This window comes from Streptomyces sp. NPDC002328, assembly GCF_042890065.1.
GTDB lineage: Bacteria > Actinomycetota > Actinomycetes > Streptomycetales > Streptomycetaceae > Streptomyces.
Genome location: NZ_JBIARQ010000001.1, coordinates 1411155 through 1433252, shown reverse-complemented (window position 1 = coordinate 1433252; position 22098 = coordinate 1411155). Strand labels below are relative to the sequence as shown.

At 72.5% G+C, this 22098-nt stretch carries 16 protein-coding genes; 4 read left to right on the top strand and 12 right to left on the bottom strand.

Annotated elements, in window-relative coordinates; translation table 11 throughout:
- Both ACFYX4_RS06375 and ACFYX4_RS06370 read right to left on the bottom strand, forming a co-directional pair.
- A partial coding sequence (locus ACFYX4_RS06375) for an ATP-binding cassette domain-containing protein (RefSeq protein WP_389326623.1) occupies positions 1–261 on the bottom strand: 261 nt, incomplete at its 3' end.
- A gap of 29 nt (positions 262–290) precedes the next feature.
- The gene (locus ACFYX4_RS06370) at positions 291–962 is read right to left on the bottom strand and encodes a DUF4097 family beta strand repeat-containing protein (protein ID WP_389326620.1); all 672 of its coding nucleotides are present in this window, start codon (positions 960–962) and stop codon (positions 291–293) included.
- A 256-nt stretch (positions 963–1218) separates the two neighbouring features.
- Between ACFYX4_RS06370 and ACFYX4_RS06365 the strand changes: the two genes are divergently transcribed.
- Entirely contained in the window at positions 1219–1995 is a 777-nt protein-coding gene (locus ACFYX4_RS06365; protein WP_389326617.1) for a helix-turn-helix domain-containing protein, read from the top strand.
- A 253-nt stretch (positions 1996–2248) separates the two neighbouring features.
- Here the strand turns inward: ACFYX4_RS06365 and ACFYX4_RS06360 are convergent, their stop codons facing one another.
- Positions 2249–2815 (bottom strand): DJ-1/PfpI family protein, encoded by a 567-nt coding sequence (locus ACFYX4_RS06360; protein ID WP_389326614.1) that lies wholly within the window; start codon positions 2813–2815, stop codon positions 2249–2251.
- Positions 2816–3628: 813 nt separating this feature from the next.
- Here ACFYX4_RS06360 and ACFYX4_RS06355 point away from each other — a divergent pair.
- A complete protein-coding gene (locus ACFYX4_RS06355) occupies positions 3629–8584 on the top strand; it encodes an NAD-glutamate dehydrogenase (protein ID WP_389326611.1) in 4956 nt (1651 codons plus the stop codon).
- Positions 8585–8711: 127 nt separating this feature from the next.
- Here the strand turns inward: ACFYX4_RS06355 and ACFYX4_RS06350 are convergent, their stop codons facing one another.
- Positions 8712–9536 carry an ABC transporter ATP-binding protein gene (locus ACFYX4_RS06350; protein WP_389326608.1) on the bottom strand — a complete coding sequence of 275 codons (825 nt, stop codon included), beginning with the start codon at positions 9534–9536 and terminating at the stop codon, positions 8712–8714.
- Positions 9529–10446 carry an ABC transporter permease gene (locus tag ACFYX4_RS06345; protein WP_389326605.1) on the bottom strand — a complete coding sequence of 306 codons (918 nt, stop codon included), beginning with the start codon at positions 10444–10446 and terminating at the stop codon, positions 9529–9531. Before ACFYX4_RS06345 ends, ACFYX4_RS06350 begins: the two co-directional genes overlap by 8 nt.
- 240 nt (positions 10447–10686) lie before the next feature.
- Between ACFYX4_RS06345 and ACFYX4_RS06340 the strand changes: the two genes are divergently transcribed.
- Complete coding sequence (locus ACFYX4_RS06340; RefSeq protein ID WP_389326602.1) at positions 10687–11325, top strand: TetR/AcrR family transcriptional regulator; 639 nt, start codon at positions 10687–10689, stop codon at positions 11323–11325.
- On the opposite strand, the gene ACFYX4_RS06335 is transcribed toward ACFYX4_RS06340, so the two are convergent.
- The 3 genes from ACFYX4_RS06335 to ACFYX4_RS06325 all read right to left on the bottom strand — a co-directional run bounded on the left by ACFYX4_RS06335 (position 11312) and on the right by ACFYX4_RS06325 (position 13934).
- Positions 11312–12259 carry an ADP-ribosylglycohydrolase family protein gene (locus ACFYX4_RS06335; protein WP_389326599.1) on the bottom strand — a complete coding sequence of 316 codons (948 nt, stop codon included), beginning with the start codon at positions 12257–12259 and terminating at the stop codon, positions 11312–11314. The genes ACFYX4_RS06340 and ACFYX4_RS06335 overlap by 14 nt on opposite strands.
- A 27-nt stretch (positions 12260–12286) precedes the next feature.
- Positions 12287–13267, bottom strand: coding sequence for a UDP-glucose 4-epimerase GalE (galE, locus tag ACFYX4_RS06330; RefSeq protein WP_389326596.1), 981 nt, complete (start codon positions 13265–13267; stop codon positions 12287–12289).
- A gap of 97 nt (positions 13268–13364) precedes the next feature.
- Entirely contained in the window at positions 13365–13934 is a 570-nt protein-coding gene (locus ACFYX4_RS06325; RefSeq protein ID WP_389326593.1) for a MarR family winged helix-turn-helix transcriptional regulator, read from the bottom strand.
- A 149-nt stretch (positions 13935–14083) separates the two neighbouring features.
- On the opposite strand from ACFYX4_RS06325, the gene ACFYX4_RS06320 reads away from it, so the two are divergent.
- Positions 14084–14497, top strand: coding sequence for an organic hydroperoxide resistance protein (locus ACFYX4_RS06320; RefSeq protein WP_389326590.1), 414 nt, complete (start codon positions 14084–14086; stop codon positions 14495–14497).
- Positions 14498–14516: 19 nt separating this feature from the next.
- Here the strand turns inward: ACFYX4_RS06320 and ACFYX4_RS06315 are convergent, their stop codons facing one another.
- The 4 genes from ACFYX4_RS06315 to ACFYX4_RS06300 all read right to left on the bottom strand — a co-directional run bounded on the left by ACFYX4_RS06315 (position 14517) and on the right by ACFYX4_RS06300 (position 22063).
- A complete protein-coding gene (locus ACFYX4_RS06315; protein ID WP_389326587.1) occupies positions 14517–16097 on the bottom strand; it encodes a hypothetical protein in 1581 nt (526 codons plus the stop codon).
- Positions 16098–16230: 133 nt separating this feature from the next.
- Complete coding sequence (locus ACFYX4_RS06310; protein ID WP_389326584.1) at positions 16231–17580, bottom strand: hypothetical protein; 1350 nt, start codon at positions 17578–17580, stop codon at positions 16231–16233.
- A gap of 53 nt (positions 17581–17633) precedes the next feature.
- Entirely contained in the window at positions 17634–19850 is a 2217-nt protein-coding gene (locus tag ACFYX4_RS06305) for a CDP-glycerol glycerophosphotransferase family protein (RefSeq protein WP_389326581.1), read from the bottom strand.
- A gap of 8 nt (positions 19851–19858) precedes the next feature.
- Positions 19859–22063 carry a CDP-glycerol glycerophosphotransferase family protein gene (locus ACFYX4_RS06300; RefSeq protein WP_389326578.1) on the bottom strand — a complete coding sequence of 735 codons (2205 nt, stop codon included), beginning with the start codon at positions 22061–22063 and terminating at the stop codon, positions 19859–19861.
- Positions 22064–22098: the final 35 nt, after the last annotated feature.

The following is a 22098-nucleotide window of genomic DNA, read 5'->3' as shown; positions in this document are numbered from 1 at the left end:
GGAGAACTGGCCGGTGACGCCGATCGCGGCGCGGACGGCGTGCGGGTCGGCGGCGAGGTCGTGACCGCCGACCCGGGCCTGGCCGCCGTCGGCGCCGATGAGGGTGGAGAGGATCTTCACGGCGGTGGTCTTGCCCGCGCCGTTCGGGCCGAGCAGGGAGAAGACCGTTCCTTCGGGGACGGCCAGGTCGACGCCGTCCAGCACGGTCTTGTCGCCGTAGGACTTGCGCAGTCCGTCAGCCGCGATGGCCAGGTTCGTCATGTCGGGTGCTCCTCGGAGGCTGGGACGGGTCAGAGGCTGCGGGCGGTGATGTCGCCGTAGCTGGTGGTCGCGTGGATCTTCAGGCCGGCGGCGGCGCCGTCGGTGTTCTTGAGCGCGTTGTCGATGCGGCCGTAGGCGGTTCCGGCGTCCAGCGAGGCGGAGACGCCGCGGGCGGCGCCGACCGACACCTCGCCGGACTCGGTGCGCAGCACGACCGTGCCGCGCACGGCCTCGGCGATCCGGAGGTCGCCCTTCTGGGTGCTGATCTCCGCGGAGCCGCCGAGGCGGCCGACGGTGATGTCGCCGGCGAGGAGGGCGAGGCGGGCGCTCGCGGCCTCGTCGAGCTTGACCGTGCCCTGCGCGCTCTTGATGGCGACGTCGCCGAGCCGTCCGACGCCGCGGAACTCGCCGTCGGACGTCTTCGCCTCGACGTGGGAGCCGGCCGGCAGCTGGACGGTCACCTCGACGTATCCGGAGTGGCCGAGGATCCGGTTCGTCGCCGGTGCGGCCTCGATCCGCAGGACGCCGTCGCCGTACTCGACCGTGGTCTGCTCCGCGGCCTTCACGTCGCGGCTCTTGGATGCGTCGGCGGGGAGGACCTCGACGGTGGTGTCGGCGCGGTCGGCGGCGATGAAGCGGATGCGGCCCGCGGGGACGTCGAGGACGGTGGCGATCGGGGCGGGGGTGTCGAAGGTCTGCATCGTGATCTCCTGTGGCTCGGTCGTTGTTGCGGCTTGTCGTTTCCGACGATGGAAAAGCTACGTTGCATTCACGGATTGCTCAACACCTTCGTTGCGTGAAATCGGTGTTCACGCAGCTCAGAGTCGCATAATCGTTGCAATGGTTCAGGATTTAACGCAATGACAGATGGCTGAGCGTTGCAATGGGGTGGTGGTGAACGCTATGCTGGGGGCGGCGCCGAGGGAAACGGCACCGAGGGGAACGAAGGAGAACGCGATGCCCGGAGGCAGGCTCACCCAGCAGGAACGCCAGCAGATCGCGCTGGGACTGGCCGACGGCCTCGCCTACGCGGAGATCGCCAGACGCCTGGAGCGGCCGACCTCGACGATCACACGCGAGGTGATGCGCAACGGCGGCCCCACCGCCTACCGCGCCGACCTGGCCCACCGCGCCACCGAGCGCCGCACCCACCGGCGCAGGCCCGCCGCGGCCCGGGGGGCGGAGGCGTCCTCGCCCGCCTACGGGCGGGACGGCGAGGCCGTGCGCGAGTTCGAGGAGACGTTCACGACCGTCATGATGGCGTCGGGCATGCCGAAGATGACCGCCCGGGTGATGGCCTGCCTCACCCTCACCGACAGCGGCAGCCTCACCGCGTCCGAACTCGTCCAGCGGCTCCAGGTCAGCCCGGCGTCCGTTTCCAAGGCGATCGGGTTCCTCGAGAGCCAGGGCCTCGCCCGGCGTGAGCGTGACGAGCGCCGCCGTGAGCGGTATGTCGTCGACGACGACGTCTGGTACCAGTCGATGATGGCCAGCGCCCGGTCCGTCGCCCAGATCGTCGAGCTCGCGCGGCAGGGCGTCGGCGTCTTCGGCCCCGACACTCCGACCGCCGACCGCCTGGAGAACATCGCCCGCTTCCTCGACTTCGTCGCCGAGAGCACCGCCCGCGCAGCGGAACAGGCCCGCGCGGTACTCCGCACGAAGCCCTCCGGGGGCAGCACCGACTCACCGCCGGCCCACGCCCGGACCGACGCGGTCCGGCCCGGCCCCGCGTAGGCCGGCAACCGGACCTCGCACGGGCCGACCCGCCGGGCCCGACCGCGCTGCCGGCCGACTCGCGGCCGTGCCGCGTCGCAAGCCGACGCGCGGCCGGACCCCCGCGCGGGCCGACCCGCAGCCCGGCAGCGTCACGAGCCGGCCCGCGGCCCGATCGCCTCGCAGCCGCACCGCGTCACAGGCCGACCTGTGGGTCCGACCGCGTCAACAGCCGGCCCGCAGCGGCCCAGCCCCGGACACCCATCCCCGCAGCTCAGCCAGCCGGCGTCTTCGCGCGGAGGATCTTCAGGAACTCGCGCATCCAGGCCGGGTGGTCCGGCCAGGCGCGGGAGGAGATCAGGGTGCCGTCGACGACCGCCTCCGCGTCCTGGAAGGTCGCGCCGGCGGTCTGCATGTCGGGCTCCAGCGCCGGGTACGCCGTGACGCGGCGGCCGGTGAGGCCGTCCACCGCGGCGGTGAGGAGCGGGCCGTGGCAGATCTGGGCCACCGGCTTGTCCGCGTCGAAGAACGACTTGAGGATCTTGCGCAGCTCGGGGTCGTTGCGGAGGTACTCCGGGGCGCGGCCGCCGGGGACGACGACGGCGGCGTACTGACCGGGGTCGACCTCGGAGAAGGCGAGGTCGGCGGGCCAGGTGTACCCGGGCTTCTCGGTGTAGGTGTCGAAGCCGGGTTCGAAGTCGTGCACGACGAAGCGGAGCCGTTTGCGGGCGGGCGCCGCGATGTGGACGTCGTAGCCCTCCTCGCGCAGGCGCTGGTAGGGGTACAGCACTTCCAGGCTCTCCGCTGCGTCGCCGGTGACGATGAGGATCTTCGCGGTCATGTCGGCGGCTCCTCTCGGACGGACGCTCTTCACGCGCGGCCGACCTGCCTCTTGGGGGCGCCCTCGCCAAGAGGCGGCATGTTCTCAGGGTCCCCCCGGCACGGGCCCCCGGCGACCCCTGCGCCCCGGTGACCGATGGGCCCCACGACGCCCTGCGTCCCGTCGGCCCCGTTGGCCCCTACGCCCCGGTGACCCCTACGTCCGGCGACCGCTGCGCCCCGCGACCTCCCGCGCCCCGTCGACCTCTACGCCCCTGCGGCCCGGCGACCCTTGCGTCTCAGCACCTCTTGGGCCCGCGACCCTTGCGGCCCGGCGCCCGCCAACTCCTGCCCCCGCACCCCCACCCTGCCGCGCCACCCCCCTCACACACCCCACCCGCCCCCGCCCCTGTGCAGAACGTCAAACTTCCACCCCCTGTTTTGTACACATACGGCTCATGACGGGCCCCGGGTCGGGGGCGATAGCCTGGTGGCGTGATCAGCGCGATAGTTCGCGGGGGCGTCGTGGCCCCTGCCCTGCGCCCGGTGACCTCGGACGAACTCCGGGCCCGGGCGGCGGTCGCTGGTCTTCGCGGGCGGGACGGGGTCATGAGAACCCCCAGGACGCCGTGCCGATCCCCGGAGCCGGCGGTGCAGAGAGCAGCGTCACACCCCCGGGACGCACCGAGTATGGCCGATATCCCCCCGCTCATCTCACCTTGCGGCATAGCGTCGGAGCAGACCGGACACCCCGCGTCGTGGCGACATGCCGGAGGGAAAGGGACCGTACTTCCTTCTACGTCACGCAACGGCGCGCGACAGGAGCCAGAGGACAATGCAGACCAAGCTGGACGAAGCCAAGGCCGAGCTGCTCGAGAGGGCGGCCCGGGTCGCTGAGAACAGCCCGGTCGGGGCGCACCTACCGACCGGGACGACGGGCGAGGGCACTCCGGGAACCCCGGGAGCCCCTGACCACGAATCCGTGCTCTCGTTCCTCCAGCGCTACTACCTGCACACCGCCCCCGAGGACCTCACCCACCGTGACCCGGTCGATGTCTTCGGAGCCGCCTTCTCCCACTACCGGCTCGCGGAGAACCGGCCCCAGGGCACGGCGAACGTGCGCGTCCACACCCCCACCGTCGAGGAGAACGGCTGGACCGCCAGCCACTCCGTCGTCGAGGTCGTCACCGACGACATGCCCTTCCTCGTCGACTCGGTGACCAACGAGCTGACTCGCCAGGGCCGCGGCATCCACCTCGTCATCCACCCGCAGATCGTCGTCCGCCGCGACGTCACCGGCAAGCTCATCGAGGTGCTCCCCGCGGCGCCCTCCTCCCGCGACCTCCCGCACGACGCGCACGTCGAGTCCTGGATCCACGTCGAGACGGACCGCGAGACCGACCGCGCCGACCTCAAGCAGATCACCGCCGACCTGCTGCGCGTCCTGTCCGACGCCCGCGAGGCCGTCGAGGACTGGGAGAAGATGCGCGAGGCGGCGCTGCGCATCGCCGGCCGGCTGGGCGACGAGCCCGTCCCCGGCGACCTTCCCGGGCCCGAGGTGGAGGAGGCCCGCGAGCTGCTGCGCTGGCTCGCCGACGACCACTTCACCTTCCTCGGCTACCGCGAGTACCAACTGCGCGAGGACGACTCCCTCGCGGCCGTGCCCGGCACCGGTCTGGGCATCCTGCGGGCCGACCCGCACCATGCCGGCGGCGACGCCCACCCCGTCAGCCCCTCCTTCGAGCGGCTCCCGGCCGACGCCCGCGCCAAGGCGCGCGAGCACAAGCTGCTGGTGCTCACCAAGGCCAACAGCCGGGCGACCGTGCACCGGCCGTCGTACCTGGACTACGTGGGCGTGAAGAAGTTCGACGCCGACGGCAACGTCGTCGGCGAGCGGCGCTTCCTCGGACTGTTCTCCTCCGCCGCCTACACCGAGTCCGTGCTGCGGGTCCCGGTGATCCGGCGCAAGGTGGACGCCGTCCTGGAGGGCGCGGGCTTCTCGCCCAACAGCCACGACGGGCGCGACCTGCTCCAGATCATGGAGACCTACCCGCGCGACGAGCTGTTCCAGACCCCGGTCGACGAGCTGCGCTCCATCGTGACGTCCGTGCTGTACCTCCAGGAACGCCGCCGGCTGCGGCTGTACCTGCGCCAGGACGAGTACGGGCGCTACTACTCGGCCCTCGTCTACCTGCCGCGCGACCGCTACACCACCGGCGTCCGGCTTCGGATCATCGACATCCTCAAGGAGGAACTGGGCGGCATCAGCGTCGACTTCACCGCCTGGAACACCGAGTCGATCCTGTCCCGGCTGCACTTCGTCGTCCGGGTCCCGCCGGGCACCGAACTGCCGCAGCTGTCCGACGCCGACAAGGAGCGCATCGAGGCCCGGCTGGTGGAGGCGGCCCGCTCCTGGGCCGACGCGTTCTCCGAGGCGCTCAACGCCGAACTGGGCGAGGAGCGGGCCGCGGAGCTGCTGCGCCGCTACAACAACGCCTTCGCCGAGGGCTACAAGGCCGACCACACCCCGCGTTCGGCGGTCTCCGACCTCGTCCACCTCGAACGGCTCACCGAGGAGCGGAACTTCTCGCTCAGCCTGTACGAGCCGGTGGGCGCCGCGCCCGACGAGCGCCGCTTCAAGATCTACCGCAAGGGCGACGCGATCTCCCTGTCGGCGGTGCTGCCGGTCCTCAACCGGCTCGGCGTCGAGGTCATCGACGAGCGGCCCTACGAGCTGCGCTGCTCCGACCGCAGCGTCGCCTGGATCTACGACTTCGGTCTGCGCATCCCGAAGTCGCTGCGCGGCGGCGCCGGCGACCACCTCGGCGACGACGCCCGCGAGCGGTTCCAGGAGGCGTTCTCGGCGACCTGGACCGGCCAGGCGGAGAACGACGGCTTCAACGCGCTGGTGCTGGGCGCGGGTCTGACGTGGCGGCAGGCGATGGTGCTGCGCGCGTACGCCAAGTACCTGCGGCAGGCCGGGTCCACGTTCAGCCAGGACTACATGGAGGACACCCTCCGCACGAACGTCCACACCACGCGGCTGCTGGTGTCGCTGTTCGAGGCGCGGATGTCGCCGGACCGCCAGCGCGCCGGGCTGGAGATCGTCGACGCGCTGCTGGAGGAGCTGGAGGCGGCCCTGGACCAGGTGGCGTCCCTCGACGAGGACCGCATCCTGCGCTCCTTCCTCACCGTCATCAAGGCGACCCTGCGCACCAACTTCTTCCAGAAGACGGCGAGCGGCGCGCCCCACGACTACGTGTCGATGAAGTTCGACCCGCAGGCCATCCCCGATCTGCCCGCGCCGCGCCCCGCGTTCGAGATCTGGGTGTACTCGCCGCGGGTGGAGGGCGTGCACCTGCGGTTCGGGAAGGTCGCGCGCGGCGGTCTGCGCTGGTCCGACCGGCGTGAGGACTTCCGCACGGAGATCCTCGGCCTGGTCAAGGCGCAGATGGTGAAGAACACCGTCATCGTGCCGGTCGGCGCCAAGGGCGGCTTCGTCGCCAAGCAGCTGCCCGACCCGGCCGCGGACCGCGACGCGTGGCTGGCGGAGGGCGTCGCCAGCTACCGGACGTTCATCTCGGCGCTGCTCGACATCACCGACAACATGGTCGCCGGGGAGGTCGTGCCCCCGGCGGACGTCGTGCGGCACGACGAGGACGACACCTACCTGGTGGTCGCCGCCGACAAGGGCACGGCGACGTTCTCCGACATCGCCAACGACGTCGCCGGCAGCTACGACTTCTGGCTGGGCGACGCCTTCGCCTCCGGCGGCTCCGCCGGCTACGACCACAAGGCGATGGGCATCACCGCGCGCGGCGCCTGGGAATCCGTGAAGCGGCACTTCCGGGAGCTTGGCGTGAACACGCAGGTCGAGGACTTCACGGTCGTCGGCATCGGTGACATGTCCGGTGACGTGTTCGGCAACGGCATGCTGCTGAGCGAGCACATCCGCCTGGTCGCCGCCTTCGACCACCGGCACATCTTCATCGACCCCAACCCCGACGCGGCCGTCTCCTACGCCGAGCGGCGCCGCCTGTTCGAGCTGCCCCGCTCCAGCTGGGCCGACTACGACACCTCTCTCATCTCCGGCGGCGGCGGCGTCTTCCCGCGCACCGCGAAGGCGATCCCGGTCAACGGGCACATCCGCGAGGCCCTCGGCATCGAGGCGGGCGTCACCAAGGTGACCCCGGCCGACCTGATGAAGGCGATCCTCAGCGCGCCGGTGGACCTGCTGTGGAACGGCGGCATCGGCACGTACGTCAAGGCGAGCACGGAGTCGAACGCGGACGTCGGCGACAAGGCCAACGACCCGATCCGCGTCGACGGCCAGGACCTGCGCGTCAAGGTCGTCGGCGAGGGCGGCAACCTGGGCCTGACCCAGCTGGGCCGGATCGAGTTCGCCCGCACCGGCGGCAAGATCAACACGGACGCCATCGACAACAGCGCGGGCGTGGACACCTCCGACCACGAGGTGAACATCAAGATCCTGCTCAACGGGCTGGTCGCCGAGGGCGACATGACCGTCAAGCAGCGCAACAAGCTGCTCGCCGAGATGACCGACGAGGTCGGCGCGCTCGTCCTGCGCAACAACTACGCGCAGAACACGGCGATCGCCAACGCCCTCGCCCAGTCCAAGGACATGCTCCACGCCCAGCAGCGCTTCCTGCGCCACCTGGTCAGGGAGGGTCATCTGGACCGCGCGCTGGAGTTCCTGCCCACCGACCGGCAGATCCGCGAGCGGCTCGGCGCCGGGCAGGGCCTCACCAGCCCGGAGACCGCCGTGCTGATGGCGTACACGAAGATCACGGTGTCGGACGAGCTGCTGCACACCACGCTGCCCGACGACCCCTACCTGCACTCCCTGCTGTACGCGTACTTCCCGACGGCGCTGCGCGAGCAATTCGCCGAGCAGATCGAGAACCACCCGCTGCGCCGTGAGATCACCACGACGGTGCTGGTCAACGACACCGTCAACACCGGCGGTACGACGTATCTGCACCGGCTGCGGGAGGAGACCGGGGCCTCGCTGGAGGAGATCGTGCGGGCGCAGACAGCGGCGCGGGCGATCTTCCGGTCGGCGCCGGTGTGGGACGCGGTCGAGGAGCTCGACAACCGGGTCGAGGCCGAGGTCCAGACCCGGATCCGGCTGCACTCGCGCCGGCTGGTCGAGCGCGGCACGCGCTGGCTGCTGAACAACCGGCCGCAGCCCCTGGAGCTCGCCGAGACCGTCGACTTCTTCGCCGACCGCGTCGAGCAGGTGTGGGGTCAGCTGACGAAGCTGCTGCGGGGCGCGGACCTGGAGTGGTGGCAGAAGATCCACGACGAGCTGACCGGCGTCGGTGTGACCGACGAGCTCGCCACTCGCGTGGCCGGGTTCTCGTCCGCTTTCCCGGCGCTGGACATCGTGTCGGTGGCCGACCGGATGGCCAAGGACCCGCTGGACGTCGCCGAGGTGTACTACGACCTCGCCGACCGTCTGCACATCACCCAGCTGATGGACCGCATCATCGAGCTGCCGCGCGCCGACCGCTGGCAGTCGATGGCCCGTGCCTCCATCCGTGAGGACCTGTACGCGGCCCACGCGGCGCTGACCGCGGACGTCCTGGCGGTCGGCAACGGCACCTCGACGCCCGAGCAGCGCTTCCAGGCGTGGGAGCAGAAGAACGCGGCGATCCTGGGCCGGGCCCGCACCACGCTGGAGGAGATCCAGGGCTCGGACGCGTTCGACCTGGCGAACCTGTCGGTGGCGATGCGGACGATGAGGACGCTGCTGCGCACGCACTCGTAGCCTCTACGAGGTAGCGCGGACGAGATAGTCCCCACGAGGTAGCCCCTGCGAGGTAGTCCTCACGGGGAGAAGGGTGCCCCGGGCCGGCATGGCTCGGGGCACCCTTCTCTTGCCGTTGTCCCGCAGGTCAGGCGGCGGCCTTCGGCTTGGCCTTGTTCTTGTCCGGGCCGCCGGTGAACGCCTCGTAGGCCTGGAGGACCTCCTCGGTGGGCCCGTCCATGCGCAGCTCGCCCCGCTCCAGCCACAGGACCCGGTCGCAGGTGTCGCGGATCGACTTGTTGCTGTGGCTGACCAGGAAGACCGTGCCCGCGTGCTTGCGCAGCTCGCGGATACGGGCCTCGGAGCGCTTCTGGAAGGAACGGTCGCCCGTCGCCAGCGCCTCGTCGATGAGGAGGACGTCGTGGTCCTTGGCGGCGGCGATGGAGAACCGCAGCCGGGCCTGCATACCGGAGGAGTAGGTCCGCATCGGCAGGGTGATGAAGTCGCCCTTGTCGTTGATGCCGGAGAAGTCGACGATCTCCTGGTAGCGCTCCTTGACCTGCTCGCGGGACATGCCCATGGCGAGCCCGCCGAGGTGGACGTTGCGCTCGCCGGTCAGGTCGTTCATCAGGGCGGCGTTGACGCCGAGCAGGGAGGGCTGGCCGTCGGTGTGGATCCTGCCGTTCTCCACCGGGAGCAGGCCGGCGACGGCCTTGAGCAGGGTCGACTTGCCGGAGCCGTTGGTGCCGATGAGGCCGATCGCCTCGCCCCGGTAGGCGACGAACGACACGTTCTTGACGGCGTGCACCTTGCGCACGCCCGCCGCCTGTTCGGCCTTCCCGCGGCGCAGGATGCGGTTGAGGGCGGCGGTCGCGGAGCCGCGGCCGCCTCCCGTGCCGTTGACGCGGTAGACGATGTCGACGCCGTCGACGACGACGGTGGGGACCCGCTCGGGGGTGGTGTTCTCAGCCACGGCCGTACGTCTCCTCAGCCTTCCAGAAGTAGATGAAGCCGCCGACTCCGGCGAGCAGCGCCCAGCCCGTGGCGATCAGCCACACGTGGTGGGGCAGCTGGCCGGCGTGGAAGGAGTCGATCAGGGCGAAGCGCATCAGGTCGATGTAGACGGCGGCGGGGTTGGCCTGGAGGACGGGGCCGACCCAGGACGGCAGGTCGTTGTGCGCGCTGACCAGCTTGTCGATGCTCCACATCACACCCGAGACGTACATCCAGGTGCGCAGGACGAACGGCATCAGCTGGGCGATGTCCGGGGTCTTCGCCCCGAGCCGGGCCATGACCATGGAGACGCCGGCGTTGAAGGTGAACTGGAGCAGCAGCACCGGGACGGCGAGCAGCCAGGACGCGGAGACCGGCACGCCGAAGCAGAGCAGGATCACGACCAGCGCGGCCATGGAGAACAGCAGTTGCTGGAGCTGCTGGAGGCAGAACGAGATCGGCAGCGCGGCCCGCGGGAAGTGCAGGGCGCGGACGAGGCCGAGGTTGCCGGAGACGGCGCGGGTCCCCGCCAGGATCGAGCTCTGGGTGAACGTCCAGACGAACACGCCCGTGACCAGGAACGGGACGTAGTCCGGCACGCCGTTCTTGGTGCCCAGCAGCACACCGAAGATGAAGAAGTACACCGCCGCGTTCAGCAGCGGGGTCATCACCTGCCAGACCTGGCCGAGCTTGGCCTGGCTGTACTGGGCGGTGAGCTTGGCGGTGGCGAACGCGCCGATGAAGTGGCGGCGCGCCCACAGCTGGCGCACGTACGCGGGCAGGGAGGGGCGGGCGCCGCTGACCGAGAGGCCGTGGCGGGCGGCGAGGGCCGCGAGGTCTTCGTGGGGCACGGGCCGCGTCGGGGGCGGTGTGTGGAGGACCTGACTCACATCCGCTGCTTTCACTCGGGGGGAGGTTGCCGCGTTCGGGGTGGCGCACACCGGCGGGCGGCGTTTCCTTACGCGTTTCTTGCCGTCCCCTTACGTCGGGACGGCACCGTATCGTCGCAACGGGAGCGTAAGTCGAAGTGGCGTCGGAACGCAACCGTTTCGTCGTGACGCAGGTGGAGCGAGAGAGTGTGGTCAGGTGCCGGTTTGCGTGGGGACGGCCCCGTATCGTCGTAACGCCCTATGCTGGTCGGCATGACGACGAACGCCGACGAGCCCTCGACGCGTCCGCGCCGCCGGGCCCCCGCCGGAGCGGCCGTGCTGCGCGAGGACGTGACGGAGGCCATCCGGGCCGCCGTGTTCGAGGAGCTCGCGACCGTCGGCTACGCGCGGATGTCCATCGAGGGCATCGCCCGGCGCGCCGGGGTGGGCAAGACCGCCGTGTACCGGCGCTGGCGCTCCAAGCTGCACCTGGTCCTGGACATCGTCTCGGCGATCGCCGTGCAGGGCCTGCCGGCGCCGGAGACGGGGAGCCTGGAGGGCGATCTGCGCGTGCTGTACGAGGTCACGTCACGGGCGCTGCGGCACCCGGTGGCCTCGCAGATCATCCCGGACCTCCAGGCCGAGGCGGCCCGCAACCCGGAGATCGCCGAGGCCATGCAGAAGGCGCTGCGGGACGGCCAGGAGGGCGTCGCCCTGAAGATCGTGGCGGCGGCGGCGCGGCGAGGCGAGGTACGCCAGGACGTGAACGACGAACTGGCACTCGACCTGATCTCCGGCCCCCTGTACTGGCGCTCAGTGGTGATCCGCACCCCAAAACTCCCCAAGGACTACCTGAACGCCCTGGCCCGAGCCACCGCAGAGGCCATCAAGGCCCTGTGAGCGAAGCCCCGCCGAGCCGTCGCGCCAGCTCGTCCAGGTCCGCCGTGCGCAGCACCCGGTCGCCGAACCCCGGCAGCGGCACGTGCAGCACGTCCGTCCATCGCCGGGGAACGGCCCCTATGCCGTGGACGGCCCCGGCGAGGGCGCCCGTGACCGCGGCGACGGTGTCCGTGTCGCCGCCGAGGTCGACGGCGGCGCGCACGGCGTCCTCGTAGGAGGCGGTGGTGCGCACGGCCCAGACGGCGGAGCCCAGGCAGGGCCAGACCGCGCCGTTGAACTCGGTCGCCAGATCAGGGTGCCAGTCCGGGGCGAGGACGGTCGCGTAGCGGGCGCGGTGCTCGGGGTGCACCTCGGCCAGGGCGTCCGGGAGCGCGGCCAGCGGATCGCCTCCCGCCAGCGCGACCCGCAGCAGCTCGTGCAGGACCGCCGTGCCCTCCCAGGCCGCGCGGTCGCCGTGGGTGAGCGCGGCGAGACGGCGGGCGGCCTCCATGGTGGCGGCCCGGCCCTGCCCGGCGAAGTACACGGCGGAGGTGGCGGCCCGCATCAACGAACCGTTGCCCGCCGCGCGTTGACTGCACTGGAAGTGCAGTGCGGCAGCCGAGTCCCACGGATCGCCGCTGCTCAGCACCGCCTCCGTCTGGAGGCCGATGTCCTTCGGATCGGAGGCCGCCCACCGCTGGAACCGGCGGAAGACGTCGGCCGGATCCAGCCCGCCGCACTCCAGCAGCGACTCCCCGACGAACACCGCCATCTGCGTGTCGTCGGTCGCCTCGCCCGGATCCCAGCCGCCGCCCCCGCACATCTCGCCACCATGCCCCGCGGACGGGAAACGCTCCGAGAAAGCGCCCTCCGGGCCGAACTCGAACGGAGCGCCGAGCGCGTCCCCCACGGCCGAGCCGACGACGGCGCCCACCGCACGCTCAAGATCGATCATCCCGGCAGCCTACGCACCGCCCGCCGGCTACGCCCGGGCCGCCTCTGGGTGGTGGTGTACCCAGCCTTCCCAGGCTGAGGTGATCATGTCTTGGACGTCGTGTTTGGCCTTCCAGCCGAGTTGGGCCGCGATGCGGTCGGCGGAGGCGACCACTCGGGCCGGGTCGCCTGGTCTGCGGGGGGTGACCGTCGCGGGGCGGTCGTAGCCGGTGACGGCGTTGACCCGGTCGATCATCTCGCGGACGGAGACGCCCTCGCCGCGGCCGATGTTGAGGGTCAGGGTGTGGCCCGGGGAGGCCTGGAGGGCGCGGGCCGCGGCGACATGGGCCTCCGCCAGGTCCACGACGTGGATGTAGTCCCGCACGCAGGTGCCGTCCGGCGTCGGATAGTCGTCGCCGAAGATGCGCGGCGGCGCGTTCTCCGTGAGGCGTTCGAAGACCATCGGGACGAGGTTGAAGACGCCGACGTCCGCCAGCTCCGGGCTCGCCGCCCCGGCCACGTTGAAGTAGCGCAGCGAGGCCGTGGACAGTCCCGTGGCCCGGCCGGTCGCGCGGACCAGCCACTCGCCGGCCAGCTTCGTCTCCCCGTACGGCGAGATCGGGGCGCACGGCGTCTCCTCCGTCACCAGGTCCACGTCCGGCATGCCGTAGACGGCGGCCGAGGAGGAGAACACGAACGAGGGCACCTCGGCGGCGGTCACCGCGTCCAGCAGGACTCTCAGCCCCTCCACGTTCTCCCGGTAGTAGTGCAGGGGCCGGTCCACCGACTCGCCGACCTGCTTCTTCGCCGCCAGATGGACGACACCGGTGATCTCGTGCTCGGCGAGCGCGCGCGCCAGCAGCGGGCCGTCCAGCGTCGAGCCGGCGACCAGCGGCACCCCCGACGGCACCCGTTCCGCGATCCCCGTGGACAGGTCGTCGTACACCACCGCCCGCTCGCCCGCCTCGGTCATCGCCCGGACGACGTGCGCCCCGATGTAACCGGCACCGCCCGTGATCAACCAGGTCATGTCGTGACCTCCCCCTTGTGAGCACCCAGTGCGATCCGACTCACAGTGAAGCAGGCGCCGCCCGCTTCCGCAGAGCCTGTGGATAACTCAGCGTGCCTTAGTTGACACGTGTGGTATCCGCGCAGCCCTCGCCGCCCGGCTCCTCCTCCGAGGCCGCCGAGTCCAGCGCGGCGGTCAGCACGTCCAGACGCTCCTTCAGCTCGCGGATCTCCTCCAGCTCGAACCCGGTCGCGGCCACGATCCGGCGCGGCACCCGCAGCGCCCGCTCGCGCAGCGCCGTCCCCTCCGCCGTCAGCCGGACCTCCACCGAACGCTCGTCGCGGGCGCTGCGCTCGCGGCGCACGAGGCCGGCCGACTCCAGGCGCTTCAGCAGCGGCGAGAGCGTCCCGGAGTCGAGGCGCAGATGGGCGCCGAGCTTCTTGACGGGCAGCGCGCCCTCCTCCCACAGCACCAGCATCACCAGGTACTGCGGATAGGTCAGCCCGAGGTCCTTGAGGATCACGCGATAGACGCCGTTGAAGGCGCGCGAGGCCGCGTGCAGGGAGAAACAGATCTGGCGGTCCAGCTGGAGCCAGCTCTCCTCGCCGACTGCGGCAGTGTCGGCGGCTTCGGCGGCTGTGGGGGTGGCGGCGTCGGCCGCGGTGGCGGGGGTGGACGTCGGGGTCATGGTTCCAGCGTAGCTTGGGCGGGGCAATTAAGTTGTGCACAACTTAATTGTGTGCTCTACTTGTGTTCGTGAGACGGCCCGGACGCGAACCGCGCGAGGGCCGGCCACCCCCCCGACCACGCATGACTTCCGAAAGGGACGGTTCATCCATGGACGCGCTCTACACCGCAGTCGCCACCGCCACCCACGGCCGTGAGGGCCGTGCCGTCAGCTCCGACGGCAAGATCGACCTCGCGCTGGCCATGCCGGTGGAGCTGGGCGGCGACGGTCAGGGCACCAACCCGGAGCAGCTCTTCGCCGCCGGGTACGCCGCCTGTTTCGGCAGCGCCCTCGGCCTGGTCGGCCGTCAGGCGAAGGTCGACGTCAGCGAGGCCGCCGTGACCGCCGAGGTCGGCATCGGCAAGCAGGGCGAGGGCTTCGGCCTCAAGGTCGCCCTCCGCGTCGAGCTGCCGGACTCCCTGGACCAGGCCACCGGCCGCAAGCTGGTCGAGCAGGCCCACCAGGTCTGCCCCTACTCCAACGCCACCCGCGGCAACATCGAGGTCGAGCTCGTCATCGAGTAGTCAACGGCGGGAGGCGGCCTCACCCGACCCGCGCCAGCACCTCCCCCGTCCGCGGGCTCCACGCCACCACCACCGCCTCCTCGGGCAGCGGACGCAGGCGCGTCAGCAGCAGCCAGCGGACGCGGTGGCGGTGGACGATCGCCGACCGCTCGGCGCGGGTCGAGGCGGGGGACAGATAGGCGCGGACGTCCCCGAGCCGCCGCTGCCGCTCCCGCTCGTCCAGCGCCGCGTCCGGCAGGGCGGGCGCGACCAGGTTCGCCCCGTACCCGGCGATCGCGTGGACGGCGTGGCTCCCGTCGGCGATCACCGTCTCGCCCGGCTGGATGTGCCGCGCGGCCCAGTCGTACGAGGGCCGGCGCGGCGGCTGCGCGAAGCCGACCGGGTCCAGCGACCGCGGCACGACTGCCCCGGCCTGCACGGTGAGGAAGCCGAGACAGGCCGCGCCCGCCGCGACCGCCCCCAGCACACGCCGCTCCGCGCCCCAGGGACGGGGCGCCGCGAGCGCCACGGCGAGCGCGAACTGCGGCGGCACCAGCGCGAGCCCGAGAAGCTGTCCGTATGCGTACCGGCCGCCGAACCAGCCGTACGCCACGACCAGGCACTCCAGGACGAACATCAGCACGAGCGGATCCCGCGCACCGCCCCGCTTCCGCCACGCCCCGCGCCCCCATCCCCGCGCCCACAACGCCGGCAGCCCCGCCGCCGCCAGCCAGCAGTGCCCCGCCAGCCCCTCGTACAGCCGCCGGTGCGCCGCGTCCACGGCGTCGTCCCCGGCCGTCGGCGCGAACACGTCGAAGTACGGCCACGCGGCGGCCACGAGCAGCGCCGCGACCCCCGTCGTCGCCCACCGCAGCGCCAGCCCCGGCCGCCACCCCCGCTGCCATCCCGCGACGAAGGCCGCGCCCCCGGCCGCCGCCGCGACCCACGTGAGCGGATCCACCAGCAGGATCAGTCCGTACAGCGCGCCCAGCGCCGCGTACCCGGTGAAGCCCCGCAGCCCGCTCGGTCCCACGAACCGCACCCGGCGCGCCTCACGCGCGCGTGTGCCCGTGAGCGCCCACGCCCAGAAGGTGAGGCCGACGGCGAACGTGGACGGATGGCCGAGGTTGCCGGTCATCGGCATCAGGGCCAGGTGGCCGCCGGCCCACGCCCGTTCGGTGCCCCAGAGCAGCGTCATCGAGGCCAGCGCCGCCACGGGCGCCCACGGCCGGGACGTCAGCACGCGCGTGAAGCGGCCGACGCCGGTCAGCAGGACCAGCAGGTTCAGCGGCCCGGCGACCCGCAGCACATTCCAGCCCGACAGCCCGGTCAGCCGGGCCAGTGCGCCCTGCGCGAGCGCGTACGGCGAGTAGGAGAGGCTGCCCGCGCCCGGCAGATCGGCCGTCGGGTGACGCGGGTCGAGGAAGTCCGCCCGCAGCCGCTCGACGACCGCCGCGTGCTGACCTGCGTCGCAGCACAGCGGCACCCGCCAGTACGCCAGCGACATCACCAGCCAGAACAGGAACCCGAACACCTGGTACGGGCTCGGCCGCCACCCCCGCCCGCCGCGCAGCGCCGTGGCACCGCGCGCCGCCCGCCGGGTCAGCACCCCGACGTTCACCGGACCGCACCCCGTCGGACCGCGCCCTGTCGGGCCGGATCCCGTCGGGCCGGAGCCCATCGTGCCGGGCCCCTCAGCAGCATCAGTCGCATTCGCCCTATCTGCCCGCCCGGGTCAAGGCCCTTGCCGTCTGTCACCTCATCGAGTGAGCCCGGTCGGCCCGCTCCTCCTGCCCGTCCCACTCCTCCCGCAACGGCGGGGTGACCGGCGACCGGCTCAGGGCCTCCAGCAGCAGCGGCACGCCCAGCACCGGCAGCAGCCACGCGATCACGATCAGCCGCCCGCCCCAGATGTCGATGTCGGGATGCCCGGCCTGGGTGAGGAACCCGGTGGACGCGGCGGCGCACACGACCGCCGCGAAGGCCGGGCACCGCCCGCGCACCAGCCCCCACGCCCCTGTGGCCAGCGCCGCCGCGAACAGCGGCTCCCACACTTGCCGACGCAGCCACTCGGGCCAGAAGTTCGTCTGGAGCTGCCAGAACTCCGGCCACGGGCGGACCCGGTCGGGGCGCTGGAAGTGACGGGTCAGCAGGTCCTGGACGCTCTCGGTCGCGGAGGGGTAGCCCAACAGCCCCGCCAGGAACAGCGTCCCCGCCGCCCCGCAGACACCGATCACGGCGATCGTCACCGCCCCTTGTCCGCGCCGGCCCGCCGCGACCACTGCCTCTGCCCCACGCCCCTCACGCCCCGCACGCCCCTCAAGCCCCCCACGCAGGGCCTCCCGCCGCTCCCGCAGTGCGATCACCACCCCCGCCCCCGCCAGACACACCCCCAGAAACAGCGCCTGCGAGTGCTTCACGGTGAACAGGGCCGCCAGCGCCCCGCCCACCAGCCACCCCCCGGCCCGCAGCCGCCGACCCTCCAGGGCCAGCACGCACCCCCACACCGCCGCCAGCGTCAGAGTCAGCGTCAGGCCCTCCGCCATCGGGCGCATCGAGGTCGTGCCGCACGGCAGGACGTAGTACAGGACCTGCCCGGTCAGGCACACGCGCGTGGGCGACCCCAGCGTCCGCAGGATCAGGAAGGCCAGCACCCCGCCCGCCGCCGTCACCGCGACGCCCGCCGCCCACAGCCCCCACGTCGCGCCGAGCAGGGCGACGAACGGGACCAGGAACGCCGGATAGCCGGGCCGCGCCTCGAAGATCCGCATGAAGCGCTCCGACAGGAACGGCACGGTGTGCCCGCCGGTCTGTCCCGCCCGCAGCCTGGACTCGACGGTGTGCCACTCCCGCGCGCGGCACTGCGCCATGACCTCCCCGCGGGGGTCGGCGCGGTGGAACCGGATCACGTCCACGCTCTGCCGGCGCTTCGCCGACGCGGCCCGGCTCTCGCACGCGAAGTCGATCGTCACGGCCGCCGCCGTCCGCTTGTCCGCCCCGCCGAGGCCCAGCGCGTACGACAGGTAGTTCTTGCTGTCCGGGCTGGCCCGGCCGGTGACGTTCGCGAGCTGGAGCAGCGCGAACACCACGGCCAAGGCCAGCACCCAGGAACGGCCCGGGGCCGGCGCCCAGGAACGCGGCCGGAGGCGGCCGGACCTCACGTGGAGGCCAGCACGCCGTGGTCGGCGGACGGCGAGGGAACCTCCGTCGCGGCCTGTTCCGGCAGCACCTCGCCCAGCAGCAGCGTCCGGACGACCCGCTCGGCGGCCCGGCCGTCGTCGTAGGCGCAGAACCGCTCCCGGAAGCCCGCCCGCAGCCGCGCCGACTCCTCGTCCCGCCAGTCGCCCGAGGCGAACAGCCGGACCAGCTCACGGTGGTCGCGCGAGACATGGCCGGGCGCGTCGGCGGTGATGTCGAAGTAGGCGCCCCGACTGGCCGTGTAGGCGTCGAAGTCGTCGGCGTGGACGACGATCGGCCGGTCCAGGTTGGCGTAGTCGAACATCAGGGCCGAGTAGTCGGTGACCAGGGCGTCCGCGGCGAGCATCACGTCCTCGACGCGCGGCTCGTCCGTCGCGTCGACCAGGATCCCGCGCCGGTGCAGATCGGCCAGCCCCATGCCGCGCGCCGGGCCGGTCGCCAGCGACGGGTGCAGCCGCACCACGAGGGTGTGGCCCGCGCCGAGGTCGGCGGCGAACCGGGCCAGGTCGATCCGGTCCACATGGCCGCCGCGCCGGTACTCGCGGCGGGTCGGCGCATACAGCACCACGGTGTGCCCGGCGGGGATCCCGAGCCGCGCGCGGACGGCCGCGCCGTCCGCCGGCCCGGCGTTCACCAGCACGTCGTTGCGGGGGCTCCCGGTCCGCACCGAGGTGAAATGACACGGGTAGGCCCGCTCCCACACCAGCTCCGAGTGCAGGTTGGCGACCAGGCTGTAGTCCCAGCGGTCGGCGCGGCGCAGCATCTGCGGCACGTCCACGCCGTGCCGGGCGCCGGGCTTGTCCAGCAGGTCGGCCGCCATGTGCTTCAGCGGGGTGCCCTGATGGGTGTGGATGTGGACGCTGCCGGGCCGTTTGACCAGCGTGCCCGGCCAGTTGACGTTGTTGACGAACCAGCCGGCCCGCGCGGTCACCCGCCGGTAAGCGGGGGAGTCGAGCAGCACGTGCTCCACCCCGTCCGGGAGCAGCGCCGCCGTCTCCTCGTCGCGCACGACCCACACCCCGCGCAGCCCGGGGGCGATCTCGCGGGCCGCGTGGTAGACGGCGGCCGGGTCGCCGAGCACGCCGCGGTGGGAGAACGCCGAGTACACGACGAGCTCCCGGTCCAGCGGCCGGTGCGCCTGGGCGGCGGTCAGCCCCCGGCGGGCGCGCACCGCGGCAGCCCTGCGCGCCGACGCCCCGCGCCGGGCCAGCTCCCGGCCCGCCCGGCCGGCCTGCCGCTTGACCCGGTAGACGGCGTAGGGCTCCTCCAGCACCCGCAGCTCGGCGGGCACGCGCTCGCCGGCCGGCTTGTGGCGGGCGAACAGCTCGGCGGTGCGGCGGAAGAACTCGCCCTTGTCGGACGGCGGCAGTCGGTCCGGCTTGGCGAGGATGTCCAGGCAGTGCTCGCCCATCTTGCGGTGCAGGTAGGGCCGCCAGCCGTGCAACTCGGGGCGGGAGGCGACGAACGCGAAGACCCGCTCGTACTGGTCGTGGATGTCGAAGTGCTTGCGGCTGGTGGTGGACAGGATGTTGCCCTGCCGGCGCTGGCGGTAGTTCAGGCAGATCCGGTCCAGGGTGGCGATGCGCCCGGCGCTGAGCATGACCGGGAAGGTCCAGGGGGTGTCCTCGTAGTAGCCGGGCGGGAAGCGGAAGCCGTGCTCCTCGACGAAGCCGCGCCGGTAGACCTTGTTCCACACGACCATCAGCAGGTCGAGGATCTCGGGGCGGCCGGCCGCCGTGAACGTCTCCTCGCCGCACTCGGCGAGGACGTGCGCGAGGGCGTTGCGCCGGGTGCCGCCCCACCAGTAGGTGCGGGCGTAGTCGAAGACGAGCACGTCGGGGTCGCCGGCCTCGTCGAGCCGGTCGGCCATCGCGCGCAGCGCGCCCACGGTGAGGGTGTCGTCGCTGTCGAGGAAGAACAGGTAGTCGCCGCTCGCCTGCGGCAGGCCGGCGTTGCGGGCGCGGCCGAGGCCGACGTTCTCCGGCAGGTGCAGGACCCGCAGCCGGTCGTCGCGGGCCGCGTACTCGTCGAGGATCGCGCCGCAGCCGTCGGGGGAGCGGTCGTCGACGGCGATGACCTCGATGTCGCGGTACGACTGCTGGAGGACCGAGTCGAGACACTCGCGCAGGAAGCCCTGCACCTTGAAACAGGGGACGATGATGCTGAAGCGAGGCACTGCTGGGGTCAGCTCCTTACGAGGGTGCAGGCGGCGGGGGCCGGGACGCGCTCGGCGAGCGGGCGCACGGGCTCGATCGCCTCCGGGGGTTCGCCGAGCAGCACCCGCCGCACCACGCGCTCGGCGGCCCGGCCGTCGTCGAACTGGCAGAAACGGGACCGGAACACGTCCCTGAGGGCCTGCGACCCGGCCGACGCGTACGAGCCGTCCCGGAACAGGCGCGCCAGCTCCTCGGGCGTGCGGGCGACGGGCCCCGGCGGGGCCGCCAACAGGTCGAAGTACACGCCCCGGGTCTCGGTGTAGACGTCCCAGTCGTCGGCGTACACGACGATCGGGCGGTCCAGGTTGGCGTAGTCGAACATGATCGACGAGTAGTCGGTGACCAGGACGTCCGCGGCCAGGCAGACGTCCTCCGAGGAGCGGTGCCCGGTGACGTCGATGATCCGGCCGGTGCCGCCGCGCGTGCCCCGGTCGTAGAAGTAGTGGGCGCGCAGCAGGACGACGACGTCCTCGCCGGCCTCCTCGCAGAACGCCTCCAGGTCCAGGCCGCCGTCGAAGCCGCTGCGGTAGTCGCGGTGGGTCGGCGCGTACAGGACGGCCGTCTTGCCCTCGGGGACGCCCAGTTCGCGCCGGATCCGGGTGACGTCGTCCGCGGTCGCCGTGTAGAAGACGTCGTTGCGCGGATAGCCGTACTCGAGGTGCTCGTACGAGCCGGGGAAGGCGCGCTCCCACATCTGGGTGGAGTGGGTGTTGGAGGAGAGGTTGTAGTCCCAGCGGTCGACCCGGCCGAGCAGCTTGGTGAAGCTGCCGGTCGCCGCCGCCACCACGGGGTACGTCGACTGGTCGACGCCCATCTTCTTCAGCGGCGTGCCGTGCTGGGTCTGCACGTGCACGCTGCCGGGGCGTTTGACCACGCCCTCGGCGAAGTTGGCGTTGTTGACGAGGTACTTGGCGCGGGCCAGGGCCTGCCAGGCGCGGCGGCTGCCGAGGACGGCGTGCTCGACCCCGGCGGGCATGGCGTGCGCATGGTCGGGCTCGACGAGGAACACCGAGCGGATGTGCGGGGCGAGTTCGGCGGCCTTGGCGTGGATCGCGGCGGGGCTGCACGCGTAACCGCGGCCCCAGTAGGCGCAGTACACCGCCAGGTTCGGGTCGAGGGGCCGGCGCAGCTGGCGGCGGTAGTACAGGCGGGTGCGCAGACCGCCGGGGCGCGGGACGCGCTGGGCGGCGGCCGACGCCCGCTGGTTGGCGCCGCGCAGCGCGCGGAACGCGGAGTACGCTCCCGCCGCGAGCAGCCGGTGCTGCACGCCGAGGCTTCCGCCGGGCGGGCGGAAACCGGCCGGGCGGTGCCGCCGGTAGAGGCGGCCGGCCCGGCGGAAGAACTTGCGGCGGCTCGATCCCGGCAGCCGTGCCGGATGGGCGGCCGTCCTCAGGACGAGGGCGAAGAGCTGCTCGAACAGCGGCCCCGACCGCCGCTCCCACAGGCCGAGTTCGGCTGCCGCCGACAGCACCAGCTCGACGCGGTCCAGCAGTTCGGCGTGGTGCGCGCCCGGCAGGTTGAGCCGGCTGCCCTGCCGGCGCAGCCGGTGCCGTACGACGACGGAGCGCAGGACCGCGACGCGCTGGGCGCGCACGGTGACCAGGCCGCCGAAGCCGAGGTCGGTGAAGTGGCCGTCGGGGAAGGCGAGTCGGTGCTCGGCGAGGAACGCCCGCCGGTAGGCCGCGCTCCACGCGGGCAGCTCCACGCCGGTCACCCGGGGGGCGTCGGCGGGGGCGAACGCGCCCTTCGGGGTCCTCGCCAGCAGCGGCGCGGCCGGGTTGGCCGGCTCGCCCTCCCACCAGGGCGCGCGCTCGTGCTCGGCGTACAGGACGTCGACGTCGCCCGTCTCGGTCAGACGGGCGTCCAGGGCGGTCAGCGCGCCCGGCGCGAGGGTGTCGTCGCCGTCGAGGAACAGCAGGTAGGCGCCGGTCGCCGCCCGCATCCCGGTGTTGCGCGCCCCGGCGAGGCCCGCCGACGGCGGCGAGTGCACCGGGGCCACCCGGGAGTCCCGCTCGGCGTAGCCGGCGGCGACGGTCGCGGCCGGGGCGTCGGGCGCGTCGCAGACCGGGATCAGCTCGAAGTCGCCGAAGGACTGGGCGAGGACGGAGTCCAGCGCCTGGGACAGCCGGCCCACGACCCCGTGGGACGGGACGATGATGCTGAAGCGGGGCATTCTGCTCTTTCTCTGTCGGTGGTCGCCGGAGGGCT

Bases quoted from the DNA above. Each gene is read 5' to 3' on its own strand.
- ACFYX4_RS06370 (WP_389326620.1), bottom strand. From the start codon at position 962: ATGCAGACCTTCGACACCCCCGCCCCGATCGCCACCGTCCTCGACGTC.
- ACFYX4_RS06365 (WP_389326617.1), top strand. From the start codon at position 1,219: ATGCCCGGAGGCAGGCTCACCCAGCAGGAACGCCAGCAGATCGCGCTG.
- ACFYX4_RS06360 (WP_389326614.1), bottom strand. From the start codon at position 2,815: ATGACCGCGAAGATCCTCATCGTCACCGGCGACGCAGCGGAGAGCCTG.
- ACFYX4_RS06355 (WP_389326611.1), top strand. From the start codon at position 3,629: ATGCAGACCAAGCTGGACGAAGCCAAGGCCGAGCTGCTCGAGAGGGCG.
- ACFYX4_RS06340 (WP_389326602.1), top strand. From the start codon at position 10,687: ATGCTGGTCGGCATGACGACGAACGCCGACGAGCCCTCGACGCGTCCG.
- ACFYX4_RS06335 (WP_389326599.1), bottom strand. From the start codon at position 12,259: ATGATCGATCTTGAGCGTGCGGTGGGCGCCGTCGTCGGCTCGGCCGTG.
- galE (WP_389326596.1), bottom strand. From the start codon at position 13,267: ATGACCTGGTTGATCACGGGCGGTGCCGGTTACATCGGGGCGCACGTC.
- ACFYX4_RS06325 (WP_389326593.1), bottom strand. From the start codon at position 13,934: ATGACCCCGACGTCCACCCCCGCCACCGCGGCCGACGCCGCCACCCCC.
- ACFYX4_RS06320 (WP_389326590.1), top strand. From the start codon at position 14,084: ATGGACGCGCTCTACACCGCAGTCGCCACCGCCACCCACGGCCGTGAG.
- ACFYX4_RS06300 (WP_389326578.1), bottom strand. From the start codon at position 22,063: ATGCCCCGCTTCAGCATCATCGTCCCGTCCCACGGGGTCGTGGGCCGG.